Consider the following 13,799-nt stretch of genomic DNA (forward strand, 5'->3'; position numbering starts at 1 on the left):
TTTTGTTTTGCTGGACGCGATCGCGATCCACTTAAAGATTAGGGCTGGTATTTGACCGGCTGAGCGAGCCGGTCCAGTTGAGGAGTTGACGATGCGCGGCAGGGAGCCGGTGCAACAGTTCATTGTCGTTGAACATGTTGCCAAAGAATTCGCGCGGTTCCTGAACCGTGTCCAGAATGACCAGGTCGATATCCTGGGCTCGTTCCTGATCGAGAATGAGTGGGAGAAATACAAGAAAGACAGTGAAGGCGTCGTTCAGTCGCTTGAGCTGGCTGGCTTCGCGATCGTCCCGAAGGAGCCGACGGACGGCATGATCGCGGCGGCCGACAAGACGCTTGCCGGCGGCCTGATGGGGCAGCGTGGCGCTCGGGTCTATGTCGAAGCGGTCTTCGGCGCCATGGTTGACGGCTGGATCGAGACCTACAATCCGAACCTGATCCTCGACATCTTTTCGATGGCCCTGTCACGGGCATCCAATCCGCGTGCGCGGCGCGACAGCGGCGGAATGGATTCCTCGTTCCAGCGTTTCCGCAAGCATTCCCAGGATATGCTGGCCGGGCTGATCAAGAACGGCCAGGTTGTCGTTCCCGACGAGCCGACTCCCGAGATGGTCGCGGCCGGGGTTGCCGAGACTGCGGAAATCCGCAACCAGACGAACCAGCAGGTCAGCATCGGCGCGGATCCGACCTACCTTGCCAATCTCTATGAAAACATGGTCGAGGCGCGGCCCAAATAAGGACCGCCTCCGGTTCCGGGATTTTACGGCTTCAGGATTTTCCGCCCGGTTTGAACGCGGCGGCCAGAAGAGTGACCGCCTGTTTATGGCGGGCACTGCCGGCCGGTGGCGGCGGTGCGGAGCTGCGGGTGCTCGACATGGTCTGGGCCCCGCCCTTGCTGATCGCTTCCAGAAGTGTTGCGGCATTGTCCTTCGGACGGGCGCGCTTGCTCGCCGGTTTGCGCCGCGGGGCACCGGTGGACATCGCCCGCTGCACCGCAAGAGCACAAAGATTGTTGAGAAACGGTCCGACCAGCGCGGATTTCAACTTGTCGTCGCTCTCGGCCCAGACCCTGAGCAGCAAGGCAGCCTCGTGACGATTGTTGCCTGTTGCCTCCAGCGCTTCGAGGGCTTTTGTTCGGGCGTAGTCTTTAGCCATTCGTCACCTGCCAGATCGCGGACCGAATCCGTTCCCATACAATAGCATAGATCAGGTCGGTCCGCGCATTCCGTTACTGAGCCGAAGCTTTCAGTCTTGTTTCGCGCCGCGCATTTCGATCACACGCTGCGGGAACGGAATTTCGATACCGTTGGCGTCGAGAGCTTCCTTCACGGCTTTGTTGAAGGCGAACAGGGTCGGCCAGTAGTCCGACGCATTCACCCAGAACCGGAGGCCGATATTGACCGAGCTGTCGGCCAGCTCACGCACGGTGACCTCAGGTTTCGGGTCGGCCAGAACCCGCTCGTCATCCTCGGCCAGTTTCATCAGGGCGCCGAAAGCGGTGTCGATATTGCTGCCGTATCCGATGCCGACGACGATATCGATGCGCCGGGTCGCGTGCCGGGAGAAGTTGCTGACAGCACTGTTGATGATCTGGCTGTTTGGCACCGAGATGAAGACATTGTCCGGTGTGGTCAGCTCGGTGGTGAAAAGCCCGACCTCGGCTACGGTGCCGCCAGTGCCGCCCGCGCTCACATAGTCGCCGACCTTGAAGGGCCGCAGGAACAGGATCATCACGCCGGCCGCAACATTGCTGAGCGTGCCTTGCAGGGCGAGGCCAACGGCGAGGCCGGCGGCACCGAGCACGGCGATGATACTGGTGGTCTGCACGCCGAAGCGGTTCAGCACCGCGACAACGGTAATGATGACCACGAGATAGCGGACGATGGAGGAGATCAGCGGTTTGATCGTGCCGTCCATCCACGCGATCTTGTCCACGGCACCCCGTGTGGCGCGTCCGGCCCAACCGGCGACAATCCAGCCGAAGAGGAGGATCAGAACAGCACCAAGGACATCAAGGCCATAGGTGGCCAGGGCAGCCTGGGTTTCTTCCCAGAGAACGTTCACTTCACCGGCAACATCAATTTCCATGAGCCGAATCCTTCATTTATCTAAAATTGTTTGTTGATTTGGTCGTCAAAGCGGAGGCGGTGTCAAGCGCCGCGCCAGATGGATCAATCCGCCGAGGCCGCCAGTTTGCTCAGGGCGTCGCCTGAAACCGTGTAGCGCAGAGCGTTTTCTTCATGTTCGAAGCCAAGGCTGCGATAGGCCTCGCGGGCCGGGTTCCAGTCCAGCACGGTTAGCGATATCCGGCCGTGCCCCTCGGCAATCGCTTCGGCAGCCACCGCCGCGACAAGCCGGCGGCCGATCCCCTTGCCACGTGCCGCCTCGGTAACGAAGAGATCGTCGATATAGCAGGCGGACCGGCCGATCCAGGTCGAGTAATTGGCGGAATAGATCACGCTGCCAAGCAGCTTGCCCGTGCCGTCGTCTGCGACGAAAGCCTTGAAGCGAGGAACAGCACCGAAGCCGTCCCGCAGCAGGTCTTCTTCCGATGCGCGCAGCAGGTGGGTTTCCTTCACATAGTCCGCGAGTCCGCGGACCATCTCGAACATCTGGTGAACGTCTTCGCGGGTGGCGCGGCGGATGGTGATTATGTCGGTCATGGTCAGTTCCGATGGAGCATGAGAGAGGGTCAGGAGGCGCGGGATTTGATGTCTTCGAGAAGATCGTCGGGGATATCGACACCGTCGCGTGCCGCTGCCTCACGGAGCTTCAGACGGCGGTCGCCGGGGAGCCGGGCACCATCCTGTGCCAGGATCTCGCCGAACATCTCCTCGGCCCGCTCGTCAAAACTGTCGGCACCGCCGAACGCGGCGGGATCGAAGAGCAGGATCATGTGACCGATGGAGGGCGGGGCACCGGTCGGCTCGAAGAAAGACGTACCCTGATAGCCGAAGTTAGAGCCGGTGAGCGCGCCACAAAGCAACTCGATCATGAGCGCGAGAGCCGCGCCCTTTGCGCCGGCCCCGGCTCCGCCAAGCGGCGCCATGGAGCCGGCAAGGGCCGCCTTTGCGTCGGTCGTCGGATTGCCGTCCGCATCGAAAGCCCAGTCGGACGGGATCGGCTCTCCTGCTTTTGCAGCAAGTGTGACCTTGCCGCGGGCGACGGTGGAGACGGACAGGTCGATCACCATTGGTGTTTGGTCGGAGCGCGGCCAGGCGAAAGCAATCGGGTTGGTGCCGTAAAGCGCGCGGGACCCGCCCCAGGGTGCGATGGCGGATGGGGTGTTGGAAAAGGCCAGGGCGACCAGTCCGGCATTTGCCGCGTCCTCGACATGATGGCCGGCGGCGCCGAAATGATGGGAATGGGCGATCCCGATGGCCGCCATGCCAGCTTCACGAGCCGCTTTTATTCCTTCTTGGAGGCCCAGCTCGACGGCCGGGAAAGCAAACCCGATATGGCTGTCCACATTGATCACGCCCGGGCGTGTGCGGTTGATCGTGGGCTTGGCGAAGCCGTCGACTTTTCCGCATTTGGCCTGTTCCGCATAGGGCGGGACACGGGCGACGCCGTGCGAGGAAATGCCGTCCGCCTCCGCCCGGACCAGAGCTTTCGCCACGATCTGCGCCGTATCCGGAGCCACCTTGCTGTTCTCGAAAGCTTTCGCGATCAGGGTCTGCAGCGCGTCGAGCGAAATCTGCATGGGGCGTTCTCCGGTGAGGTTCGTCCAAGGGAGCCAGGGCGTGGCTGAACTTGCGACGGGCCTTCTTTCTTGTCAACGCGACCTTACCGGCATGCGGGCGGGTCCGGATTGGCAACAGACTCTATCTTGGTTCTGGCTTGGCTTTGGCTTGCAGCCAGCCCGGTTTGGAGTACTCTTTCGCTCCCGCCATGCGCTAATCCGCGTCTTCCTTGACTGGAGTCCTTATGTCCGACACTACCCTCATCTGGAAAACTGCGACCGAAATCCGAGACCTGCTGGCAAAGGATGAGGTTTCACCGCTTGATCTGTTGGACTCTCTCGAAACACGGATTGCCGAGGTCGAGCCGAAGATCAACGCGTTGCCGACCCTCTGTTTCGAGCGCGCCCGCGACGCGGCCAAGGCTCTGATGGAGAAGCCCAAGGACGAGCGCGGCACGCTGCTGGGGATGCCGGTCGCGATCAAGGATCTGGAAGAGGTGAAGGGGGTCCGCACAACGTACGGCTCGCCAATCTTCGCGGATCATATTCCCGACCACTCCGACCTTGTCGTGCAGACGCTGGAAAAGAATGGCGGTGTCGTTTACGCGAAAGCCAACACACCGGAATTCGGCGCCGGCGGAAACACCTTTAACGAAGTGTTGGGTACCACGCTGAACCCGTGGAACCAGAAACGCAGCGTTGCCGGATCTTCCGGTGGGTCCGCTGCGGCACTGGCCTCCGGCACAGCCTGGCTGGCTCAGGGCTCGGATACCGGAGGTTCGTTGCGCAATCCGGCCAGTTTCTGTTCCATCGTTGGCCTGCGGCCGAGCCCGGGACGGGTTGCACGCGGCCCGGACGGTCTGCCGTTCGCAAACCTGCCGGTCGCGGGGCCGATGGCGCGGAACGTGACCGATGTGGCCATGATGCTGGACGCCATGTCGGGCGAGCATCCGCGGGACCCGATCTCGCTGGCCTCTCCGCTGGAGAGCTTCAGCGATGCGGTCAAGGCTCAGCGACTGCCCAAGCGGGTCGCTTTCTCGCGGGATCTGGGATGCACGCCGGTGGACCCGGAAGTTGCGAAGATCTGTGAGGAAGCCGCGCTCCGGTTTGAATCCCTCGGCGTGAAAGTCGAGGAAGCGCATCCGGATTTTCATGACGTCCAGGACATCTTCCAGGCCTTGCGCGCGGAAGGTTTCTACATGACCAAGCGGAAGCTCCTGGAAGAGCATCGCGACAAGCTGAAGCCGGAAGTAATCTGGAACATCGAGAAGGCGCTGGATTACAGCATCGAGGATTTCACCCGTGTCCAGTTGGCGCGCGGCGCTTATATCCAGCGGGCTGTGGACTTCTTCGAAACCTACGATCTGCTGCTGTCTCCGGCGACCTGCGTGGCGCCCTATCCGGTTGAGCAGCGCTATGTCGCGGAATGCGACGGGCATACGTTCGACAATTATGTCGAATGGCTGACCATGGCCTATGCGATCACGCTGACGACGTTCCCGGCCCTGTCGATGCCGGCCGGGTTCACCTCGGAAGGGCTGCCGGTCGGCCTGCAGGTCGTAGCCGGTCCGCGCGGCGAGGGAGCCTTGCTCTCGGCTTCCGCTTTGCTGGAGACGGTTCTCGGTCAGGCGACAGCGGTGCCGATTGACCCAATCTGAGGCCACTCCGGGATGGGCTCTATTCGGCGGGAGACGGCTGGAGTAGGATGTGAGGGTCTTCGTTGAACGTGCAGAGTGATCGTGACGCCGAAGCCCTGGAAATCCTATATCTCGCCACTACCGTCGCCAGGCCGTCAGTTTTGTCTGCACGCTGTCGATGTGCCGGTGGGGCGGTTTGGTGCTCTGGGGGCGTTTGTCCAGATCTGGCGGGACAAATGGCGTGACGGCAAGCTGCCGTCCTGGTCGGCCTTCGATTTCTATGATTTCGGCGGCTGGCACGGCTGGATCCATATCGACGAGACCATCTCGGAAAGTCCTTTCGAAATGCGCTGCCGCCTCTGGGGCTCGGAGCTCGTCGATCGTCTCGGGATAGACGAGACCGGCAAGTTGCTGAGCCACTCACCGGCCATGGTCGAGCGAAACCTGATCCCTTTCTACCAGGATATTCTCTCGATTCCGGCCATCGGCACCAATTCCGGCTTCGTCACCAGCTATGATCGGGCATCCGAATGGAGCGTGATCAAACTTCCCTGTCCCGGATATGGCGCCGAGCCGGATGTCATCCTGTCCTGCAGCATGGCGGGTACGGCGCTCGTCTTCCAGCCGGAGGATTTACTGGAAGGACGTGCGGACTAGGACTGTTCGAGCGGGCTAGACAATCTCGACCGAGACCTCTCCGAATTTCCCGAACCGTGCCTTCACCTGATCTCCCTTGTTGCCGAAATGGACGCTCGTTGTTGTGCCGGTGCTGACGAAGGCTCCGGCGGGCAATGCCACCCGGTCTGCAAGCCATGCCAGCACACCAAGCGGTCCGCCATCGACGTTGCCGGCATTGCCTGTTGCAACCTGATCGCCATCGACATGCAGCGTGACTTCGGCATTCATCAGGGTATCGACATCCCAATCCGTGATGGGCTCTCCGTGTACCCAGCCGTAGGACGAGCCGTTGTCGGCAATCACGAGGGCCGGGCCGGCGCGGGTCCAGTCCTTGTGACAGGAGGAGACGATCTCGAGCGCCGGCAGGACCGCGTCCACGGCTCCGGCGACGCTTTCGGCCGTGTGCGGTGCGCCTTCCGGTCCGAGCGGTTTGCCGAGCCGCAGCGCGAATTCCGGCTCCAGCACGATGAAAGGATAGTCGCTGCGCGCGATCCGGGCCGGGCTTGCCATCGCTGTGTCCGATAACAACGCGCCATGAAACGGACCGTTCAGACCGAGCAGGTCACGCGCGGACTGATTGGTGCAGCCGACCTTGCGGCCAATAACCTTGCCGCCGCGGCGACGCTCCATCCCTTTGAGAACATTGATCTGAACGCTGTAGGCGTCGTCAATATCGGTGTTGCCGCACCAGTGTTCGGTCTGCGCGGGCATCTTTGCGTCCAGCCGGGCAGCCAGAATGCAGTCCGCCAATTTATCCATATCAATCATGTGGTTGGTTTCCTCCCGTTTCTTGCGCCTATCTAAGCAGTTGAGGGGGGCGTGCTCCATGGATATATTCCTTTGCTGCAGTGCAAAAAAATATGTCGGGAGGTCTAATGTCACCTGTTGTTTCTCACGCTCCGGAGAAGATCGGACGCTACTTTCTGGAAGATCTGGAGATCGGTATGCGCGCCGAGTTCGAGCGCCAGGTGACCGAACCGATGGGCGAGGAATTCGCGGAAGTTACGGGAGACCGGAACCCGCTCCATTTCGACAAGGAGTATGCGCGCGGCACCATTTTCAAGGACCGCATTGCGCACGGGATGATTTCGGCCGGGTTCTTCTCCACGCTGTTTGGCGTTGTGATGCCGGGGCAAGGCAGCATTTACCTGAAGCAGAATTTGAAATTCACGGCCCCCGTCCGCTATGGCGATGTGGTGAAGGCCGTCATCGAGGTGGTGAAGATCGAGCCCGAGAAAAGCCGGGTTCTGTTCGCTACGCGTTGCTCGGTGGATGAGCAGTTGGTGATCGACGGGGATGCTCTGATCATGGTACCCAGCCGTCCTCTCTAGGATGGCGGGATCATGCGGATCATACGTAGCCTTGCGGACGTAACCACCGATGACCGCGGCGCAATAGCGGCGGTCGGCAATTTCGACGGTGTCCATCTCGGGCACAAGGCGGTCATCGGACAGGCCCAGCACGCGGCGCAACTCGCCGGTGCACCTGCGGCCGTCCTGACCTTCGAGCCCCATCCCCGCATGCTGTTCCAGCCGGACGCTCCGGCTTTCCGGCTGACCTCCGCTGCGGCGCGCGCGGAAGCCATTGCCGCGCTCGGAACCAACATCCTGTTCGAGCTGGGCTTCGATGCGGAGTTTTCCCAGGTTTCAGCCGAAGATTTCATCACCGGTATTCTGCACCGCGGCCTCGGGTTGCGGCATGTGGTGATCGGCCATGATTTTTTCTTCGGTCATCGCCGCCGCGGCACACCCGAGATGTTGCAGGAATACGGTATCCGGCTCGGCTTCGGGGTCAGCATTATCGACCCGGTGACGGAACAGGACGGAGCGGTCTATTCCTCCAGCCGGATCCGGCAATGCCTGAAAGAAGGCGATCCGCGCGGAGCGGCAGCCCTGCTTGGCCGGCCGTGGGAAGTGATGGCGACCGTGATCCAGGGTGACCAGCGCGGCCGCACGATCGGGTTTCCGACGGCTAACCTGCAGCTTGAAGACATCATGCACCCGGCGCATGGCGTCTACGCGGTTCGCGCACACGACGAGGACAGTGATATCTGGTGGTCCGGGGTGGCGAATTTCGGACGTCGGCCGACCGTGAATGATCGGGGCCCGTTGCTGGAAGTGAACCTGTTCGACGTCTCGCCCGATCTCTATGGGCGAAAACTCCGCGTGCAATTCATTGACTTTATCCGCCCGGAAATGAAATTTAGCGGCCTTGACGAGCTGAAGGCGCAGATCGCGCGCGACGCAGATGCCGCGCGCCAGACACTGTCCGAATAAAAGGCGCGGGCCTTAAGAGTGCCCGCCAAGAGAGAAAACCGATGAGCGTGGACTATAAGACGACCGTCTTTCTGCCGAAGACCGACTTCCCGATGCGCGGCAACCTGCCGACCCGTGAGCCGGAGATTCTGGCGCACTGGGAAGAGATCGGCCTCCGGAAGAAGCTGCGCGAGAGCCGCGCCGGCGCCGAGAAGTTCATCCTGCATGACGGCCCGCCCTACGCGAACGGCAACCTGCATATGGGCCATGCGCTCAACAAGGTGCTGAAGGACGTCATCAACCGCTCGCAGCAGATGCTCGGCAAGGACGCGAACTACGTGCCCGGCTGGGACTGTCACGGTCTGCCGATCGAGTGGAAGATCGAGGAACAGTACCGGGAGAAGGGTCTCGACAAGGACACTGTCCCGGTCATCGAGTTCCGCCGCGAATGCCGCGAGTTCGCCCAGAAATGGGTCGATATCCAGACCGAGGAATTCAAGCGGCTCGGCGTCTCCGGCGACTGGGAACAGCCATACCTGACGATGACCTTCCCGGCGGAAGCGCAGATCGCCCGCGAGATCGGCAAGTTCATCATGAATGGCGGGCTCTACAAGGGCGCCAAGCCGGTCATGTGGTCGGTGGTCGAGAAGACCGCTCTGGCCGACGCCGAGGTCGAGTATCACGATCACAAGTCGGTCACGATCCATGTCCGGTTCCCGGTAGTGGAAGCGAAGCATCCGGCCGTCGAAGGGGCCGCGGTGGTGATCTGGACCACCACTCCCTGGACCATGCCGGGCAACCGCGCCGTCGCGGCCGGTGAAGAGTTCGAGTATGTGGTCATCGAGGTTGGTGAGGTCAGCGAAAACAGCCTCGCCAAGCCGGGCGAAAAGCTTGTCGTCGGGGTGGATCTGCTCGACCAGGTCAAGCAGGCCGCAAAGATCGAAAGCGCCACCGAACTGGCCCGCGTGACCGGTGCCGATATCGCCGGTTCCGTTCTCGCCCACCCGCTGCGCGGGCAGGGCTATGATTACGACGTGCCGCTGCTGCTGGCCGATTTCGTCACGACCGATGCCGGTACCGGCTTTGTCCATATCGCGCCGGGCCACGGCGCGGATGACTTTGTGCTCGGTAACGAGAACGGCCTCGAGATCCCGCAGACGGTGGCGGACGACGGTTATTTCTACGATCACGTTCCCATCTTCGCCGGTATGCATGTGCTGGAAGATAACCTGAAGATCTCCGCCATCCTGCGCGATGCGGGCGGCCTTCTGGCCCGGGGCAGCATCACCCACTCCTATCCGCATTCCTGGCGCTCCAAGGCGCCGCTGATCTTCCGCAACACGCCGCAATGGTTCATCTCCATGGAGACGAACGAGCTGCGTGAGACCGCGCTGAAGGCGATCGACGAGACCCGCTTCGTGCCGCAGGCCGGGCAGACCCGACTGCGCTCGATGATCGAGCAGCGGCCGGACTGGTGCATCAGCCGTCAGCGTACCTGGGGCGTGCCGATCCCGGTTTTCGTCGAGAAGAAGACCGGTGAAATGCTGCGTGATCAGGCGGTGATCGACCGGATCGGGGCTATTTTCGAAGAAGAGGGCTCCGACGCCTGGTTCACCAGCGAGCCGTCCCGGTTCCTCGGCAACGATTACAACGCGGACGATTACGAGCAGAACAAGGATATCGTCGAGGTCTGGTTCGAAAGCGGGTCGACCCACTCTTTCGTGCTGGAGCAGCGCCCGGACCTGCAATGGCCGGCGGATCTCTATCTCGAAGGCTCCGATCAGCATCGCGGCTGGTTCCATTCCTCGCTGCTGGAAAGCTGCGGGACTCGGGGACGCGCGCCGTATAATGCCGTGCTGACGCACGGCTTCGTGCTGGACGAGAACGGCCGCAAGATGTCCAAGTCTCTTGGCAACATCACCGCGCCGCAAGATGTCATCGGCCAGAGCGGCGCCGACATCCTGCGTCTCTGGGTGGTGAATTCGGACTATTCCGAGGATCTGCGCGTCGGCAAGGAAATCCTGAAGCATCAGGCCGACCAGTATCGCCGCCTGCGTAACACGCTGCGCTATCTGCTTGGCAATCTCGACGGCTTTACCGAAGCCGAACGGCTGCCGGTTGACGAGATGCCGGAACTGGAGCGCTGGGTGCTGCACCGGCTCTGGGAGCTGGATGCCATGATCCGGGAAAAGGTCGAGGCATTCGATTTCCACGCGCTGTTCACCCAGCTGCACAATTTCTGTGCCGTGGATCTGTCGGCTTTCTATTTCGATATCCGCAAGGACAGCTTCTATTGCGACCGGCCGGACTCGGTCCGCCGCCGGGCCGCGCGCACGGTGCTGGATGAGGTCTTCAACCGGCTGACCGCCTGGCTCGCGCCGGTGCTTTGCTTCACCGCAGAAGAAGCCTGGACAACACGCGGGATGGGGGCGGAGGAATCCGTGCATCTGCGGACCTTCCCGGAAACGCCGGAAAGCTGGCGCGACGATGCGGTTGCGGCACGCTGGGCCGAAATCCGGAATGTCCGCCGCGTCGTCACCGGCGCGCTGGAACTGGAGCGCAACGCGAAGCGGATCGGCTCCTCCCTGCAGGCAGCCCCGGATGTCCATGTCAGCGAAGCCGCCTTGAAGGCGTTCGACGGTCTGGATGCAGCCGAGATCTTCATTACCTCGGGTGCCGAGTTGATTGCCGGTGAAGGTCCGGAAGAAGCTTTCCGTCTCGAAGACGTGGAGGGCATTGCGGTGGTTCCGGCCCTTGCCGATGGCGGCAAGTGCGAGCGCTGCTGGAAAGTCCTGCCCGAGGTTGTCGAGCCGCCGGTCTGCAAACGCTGTGCGGACGCGGTCAGCACCCTCGAGACTGCGGCCGAGTAATCAGGTGCCGGGTAGTCTGAAACGCAACCTCACCGTCGGCGGCTTGTTGGCCCTTATCGTCGTGCTCGCCGATCAGGTGACCAAGGAGTGGGCGCTGGCGACCCTGTTTCGTGACGGGGCCGTCGTCGAGGTGACGCCATTCTTTAATCTGGTCGCGGTATGGAACCGGGGGGTCAGCTTCGGCCTCTTGGCGAGCGACGACCCGATGACGCCATTCTATCTGTCCGGTTTCGCGGTCGCCGTGGTGATCGGGCTTCTGGTCTGGTTGGCGCGGGCTCCAAGCCAGTTGCTGCGGATCTCGCTCGGCCTGATCATCGGCGGGGCGATCGGGAACGTGATCGACCGGTTGCGCTATAATGCGGTCGTCGATTTCATCGACTGGCATGCGTTCGGGTACCATTGGCCAGCTTTTAATCTTGCCGATAGCGCGATATCGGTTGGCGTAGTATTTCTGTTGTTTGATAGCTTTCTTGGTGACTCGCATCGCTCCGATCCCCAGATGACAGGGAAAGACGGAGAATGAACGGGACAGCCATCGACCGGAGTAGCATGGAATGATCAGGGTCAGTCGTACTGTCGGCTTCGCCCTCTGCGCCGCAGTAATCGGCCTGCAGGGGTGTAGCGATATTCAGAAAGCGATCGGCAACACCAAACAGGCACCGGATGAATTCGCGGTGGTCGCGCGCCCGCCGCTCAGCGTGCCGCCGAACTTTGCCCTGCGCCCGCCGACCCCGGGGGAGCCGCGGCCGCAAGAACGTGACGTGACGAAGAGTGCCGAGCGGCTGGTGCTGGGAAGCGGCAACCAGAGCACGGTTTCCGGCACTGCAGGAACGGTTCCGTCGTCGGCGCCGAGCGCGGCTGTTTCCCGGCAAACGCCAGGCGAGTCGAAGATGCGGCAATTGCTGAATACGGCCAGTGCCGAGCCGGGTATCCGTCAAACGGTCAATCAGGAGACCGGCTCTTTCGTCTACGAAGAGGAATACCTGATCGACAATCTGCTCTTCTGGCGTGAGAAGGCGCCGCGCGGCGTTGTTGTCGACGCACAGGCCGAGCAGAAGCGGTTGCAGGAAAATGCAGCACTCGGCAACGAGCCGACAGCCGGCGATACGCCGATCATCCAGCGCAAACGGAAGGGCCTGTTCTAGGCGGGTCGGCCGGCAGATCGACGAAGATTGAAAGGCGCGGTGTTCTGAACCGCGCCTTTTTGTTTTGACGAATAATGGCGATCCGGCGCGGCCGCCTTGTTCCTGCCGTAAACTTTTCCATATCTCGTATTGCCGGAATTCAGGGACAGGCCGTCACCCGAGGCAGGAGACTGACAGTGAAATCAAGGATGATCCCGGAACGCATGATGCTGGCTTTGATGGCGATTGCGGTTCTGATGATCGGCGGAGCGGCCGACGCGAAAGTCTACGAGCCGGAGAGCATCACGCTCGCGAACGGCATGCAGGTCGTCGCCATCACCGATCGCCGGGTACCCGTGGTCACCCATATGGTCTGGTACAAGGTCGGCGGGGCGGATGAGGCGCCGGGCGAGACAGGCCTCGCGCATTTCCTCGAGCACCTCCTTTTCAAGGGCACCGAGACGGTTCCCTCCGGCGAGTTTTCCCGCACCGTTTCCCGCAACGGCGGGGAAGGAAACGCTTTCACCGGGTACGACTACACCGCTTACTTTCAGACCATCGCCTCGGACAAGTTGCCGCTGGTGATGGAAATGGAAGCCGACCGGATGGTGAACCTGACGCTGGACCCGGACGAGGTCGCGTCGGAGCGCGAGGTGGTGCTGGAAGAGCGCCGTTCCCGGATCGACAACAGTCCCGGCTCGTTGCTGGGCGAGCGTACCAACGCGGCGCTCTATCTGAACTATCCTTATCGCCGCCCGCTGATCGGCTGGGCGCATGAGATCAAGGCGCTCACCCGGGAGAACGCGCTGGCTTTCTACCGGAAATGGTATGCGCCGAATAATGCCGTGCTGGTGGTGGCGGGCGACATCACCATGGATGAGCTGAAGCCGTTGGCGGAGAAATATTACGGTGTCATTCCGGCGCGGGCGGTGCCTGACCGTAACCGGCCGATGGAGCCGGAGCAGATCAGCGCCCGCCGGGTCGCATTTTCGCACCCGCAGGTCGGCCAGATCAGCTGGAGCCGCCGCTATCAGGCGCCGAGCCGGTTCTACGGCGAAAGCGATCAAGTCATGCCGCTCGCCGTGCTGGCGGAAGTGATCGGCGGCGGGGCGACCAGCAGGCTCTACAAGGCATTGGTGATAGACCAGAAAATCGCGCTCTCGGCCGGTGCGTCCTACAGCGGCAGCAGCATCGGTCCGGGAACATTTTTCTTCTATGCCGTACCGGCGGAAGGAAAGACCGTCGAGGAACTGGAGGCGGCTTTTGAAGCGGAGCTCGCGGCCATTCTGCGTGACGGCGTCGATGTGCAGGACGTTGCGCGCGCGGTCAAGTCGATGAAGACCAGCGCAGTCTATGCCCGCGACAGCGTGACGGCTCCGGCCCACGCCGTGGGGCAGGCGCTTGCCATCGGGCGCACCATCGAGGAAATCGAAAGCTGGCCGGACCAGGTGGGTGCGGTGACACAGGAACAGGTCATGCAGGCGGCGCGGGCAGTTCTGGGAACGCCGGCGCATGTCACCAGCATCCTGCGCCCGAAACCGGCTAGCTGAGGAG

At 62.0% G+C, this 13,799-nt stretch carries 14 protein-coding genes; 9 read left to right on the plus strand and 5 right to left on the minus strand.

Annotated elements, in window-relative coordinates:
* Positions 1 to 91 precede the first annotated feature (91 nt).
* Positions 92 to 736 (plus strand): hypothetical protein, encoded by a 645-nt coding sequence (locus IG629_RS17955; protein WP_193173303.1) that lies wholly within the window; start codon positions 92 to 94, stop codon positions 734 to 736.
* A 31-nt stretch (positions 737 to 767) separates the two neighbouring features.
* On the opposite strand, the gene IG629_RS17960 is transcribed toward IG629_RS17955, so the two are convergent.
* From IG629_RS17960 to IG629_RS17975, 4 genes are all read right to left on the minus strand, one after another.
* Positions 768 to 1,154 carry a hypothetical protein gene (locus tag IG629_RS17960; RefSeq protein WP_193173304.1) on the minus strand — a complete coding sequence of 129 codons (387 nt, stop codon included), beginning with the start codon at positions 1,152 to 1,154 and terminating at the stop codon, positions 768 to 770.
* 90 nt (positions 1,155 to 1,244) lie between these two features.
* The gene (locus tag IG629_RS17965; RefSeq protein ID WP_193173305.1) at positions 1,245 to 2,087 is read right to left on the minus strand and encodes a mechanosensitive ion channel family protein; all 843 of its coding nucleotides are present in this window, start codon (positions 2,085 to 2,087) and stop codon (positions 1,245 to 1,247) included.
* A gap of 83 nt (positions 2,088 to 2,170) precedes the next feature.
* Positions 2,171 to 2,662, minus strand: coding sequence for a GNAT family N-acetyltransferase (locus IG629_RS17970; protein ID WP_193173306.1), 492 nt, complete (start codon positions 2,660 to 2,662; stop codon positions 2,171 to 2,173).
* A 29-nt stretch (positions 2,663 to 2,691) separates the two neighbouring features.
* A complete protein-coding gene (locus IG629_RS17975; protein ID WP_193173307.1) occupies positions 2,692 to 3,702 on the minus strand; it encodes an Ldh family oxidoreductase in 1,011 nt (336 codons plus the stop codon).
* Positions 3,703 to 3,926: 224 nt separating this feature from the next.
* Between IG629_RS17975 and IG629_RS17980 the strand changes: the two genes are divergently transcribed.
* Together IG629_RS17980 and IG629_RS17985 are read left to right on the plus strand one after the other, a co-directional pair.
* Positions 3,927 to 5,339, plus strand: a complete 1,413-nt coding sequence (locus IG629_RS17980) for an amidase (RefSeq protein WP_193173308.1) — start codon at positions 3,927 to 3,929, stop codon at positions 5,337 to 5,339.
* An 81-nt stretch (positions 5,340 to 5,420) separates the two neighbouring features.
* Entirely contained in the window at positions 5,421 to 5,975 is a 555-nt protein-coding gene (locus IG629_RS17985) for a hypothetical protein (protein WP_193173309.1), read from the plus strand.
* 15 nt (positions 5,976 to 5,990) lie between these two features.
* Here the strand turns inward: IG629_RS17985 and IG629_RS17990 are convergent, their stop codons facing one another.
* Positions 5,991 to 6,764, minus strand: a complete 774-nt coding sequence (locus IG629_RS17990) for a 2-keto-4-pentenoate hydratase (protein ID WP_193173310.1) — start codon at positions 6,762 to 6,764, stop codon at positions 5,991 to 5,993.
* A gap of 107 nt (positions 6,765 to 6,871) precedes the next feature.
* Here IG629_RS17990 and IG629_RS17995 point away from each other — a divergent pair, with 107 nt between their 5' ends.
* The 6 genes from IG629_RS17995 to IG629_RS18020 all read left to right on the plus strand — a co-directional run bounded on the left by IG629_RS17995 (position 6,872) and on the right by IG629_RS18020 (position 13,795).
* Positions 6,872 to 7,327, plus strand: a complete 456-nt coding sequence (locus IG629_RS17995; RefSeq protein ID WP_193173311.1) for a MaoC family dehydratase — start codon at positions 6,872 to 6,874, stop codon at positions 7,325 to 7,327.
* 12 nt (positions 7,328 to 7,339) lie between these two features.
* Positions 7,340 to 8,272 carry a bifunctional riboflavin kinase/FAD synthetase gene (locus tag IG629_RS18000; RefSeq protein WP_193173312.1) on the plus strand — a complete coding sequence of 311 codons (933 nt, stop codon included), beginning with the start codon at positions 7,340 to 7,342 and terminating at the stop codon, positions 8,270 to 8,272.
* Between the two features lie 41 nt (positions 8,273 to 8,313).
* Entirely contained in the window at positions 8,314 to 11,121 is a 2,808-nt protein-coding gene (gene ileS / locus IG629_RS18005) for an isoleucine--tRNA ligase (RefSeq protein WP_193173313.1), read from the plus strand.
* A gap of 4 nt (positions 11,122 to 11,125) precedes the next feature.
* The gene (gene lspA, locus IG629_RS18010; protein ID WP_319025123.1) at positions 11,126 to 11,644 is read left to right on the plus strand and encodes a signal peptidase II; all 519 of its coding nucleotides are present in this window, start codon (positions 11,126 to 11,128) and stop codon (positions 11,642 to 11,644) included.
* A 31-nt stretch (positions 11,645 to 11,675) separates the two neighbouring features.
* On the plus strand, positions 11,676 to 12,266 hold the full coding sequence (locus tag IG629_RS18015) for a DUF3035 domain-containing protein (protein WP_193173315.1): 591 nt from the start codon (positions 11,676 to 11,678) through the stop codon (positions 12,264 to 12,266).
* Positions 12,267 to 12,442: 176 nt separating this feature from the next.
* Positions 12,443 to 13,795: a M16 family metallopeptidase gene (locus IG629_RS18020; protein ID WP_319025124.1), complete on the plus strand. Its 1,353-nt coding sequence runs from the start codon at positions 12,443 to 12,445 to the stop codon at positions 13,793 to 13,795.
* Positions 13,796 to 13,799 lie beyond the last annotated feature (4 nt).

Origin of the sequence: Nisaea nitritireducens, from assembly GCF_014904795.1 — a bacterium.
GTDB classification, from domain to species: Bacteria; Pseudomonadota; Alphaproteobacteria; order Thalassobaculales; family Thalassobaculaceae; genus Nisaea; species Nisaea nitritireducens.

What these genes read in the sequence shown, in the direction of transcription:
- IG629_RS17955 (WP_193173303.1), top strand. Translation starts at nt 92, where the DNA reads ATGCGCGGCAGGGAGCCGGTGCAACAGTTCATTGTCGTTGAACATGTT.
- IG629_RS17960 (WP_193173304.1), bottom strand. Translation starts at nt 1,154, where the DNA reads ATGGCTAAAGACTACGCCCGAACAAAAGCCCTCGAAGCGCTGGAGGCA.
- IG629_RS17965 (WP_193173305.1), bottom strand. Translation starts at nt 2,087, where the DNA reads ATGGAAATTGATGTTGCCGGTGAAGTGAACGTTCTCTGGGAAGAAACC.
- IG629_RS17970 (WP_193173306.1), bottom strand. Translation starts at nt 2,662, where the DNA reads ATGACCGACATAATCACCATCCGCCGCGCCACCCGCGAAGACGTTCAC.
- IG629_RS17975 (WP_193173307.1), bottom strand. Translation starts at nt 3,702, where the DNA reads ATGCAGATTTCGCTCGACGCGCTGCAGACCCTGATCGCGAAAGCTTTC.
- IG629_RS17980 (WP_193173308.1), top strand. Translation starts at nt 3,927, where the DNA reads ATGTCCGACACTACCCTCATCTGGAAAACTGCGACCGAAATCCGAGAC.
- IG629_RS17990 (WP_193173310.1), bottom strand. Translation starts at nt 6,764, where the DNA reads ATGATTGATATGGATAAATTGGCGGACTGCATTCTGGCTGCCCGGCTG.
- IG629_RS17995 (WP_193173311.1), top strand. Translation starts at nt 6,872, where the DNA reads ATGTCACCTGTTGTTTCTCACGCTCCGGAGAAGATCGGACGCTACTTT.
- IG629_RS18000 (WP_193173312.1), top strand. Translation starts at nt 7,340, where the DNA reads ATGCGGATCATACGTAGCCTTGCGGACGTAACCACCGATGACCGCGGC.
- ileS (WP_193173313.1), top strand. Translation starts at nt 8,314, where the DNA reads ATGAGCGTGGACTATAAGACGACCGTCTTTCTGCCGAAGACCGACTTC.
- IG629_RS18015 (WP_193173315.1), top strand. Translation starts at nt 11,676, where the DNA reads ATGATCAGGGTCAGTCGTACTGTCGGCTTCGCCCTCTGCGCCGCAGTA.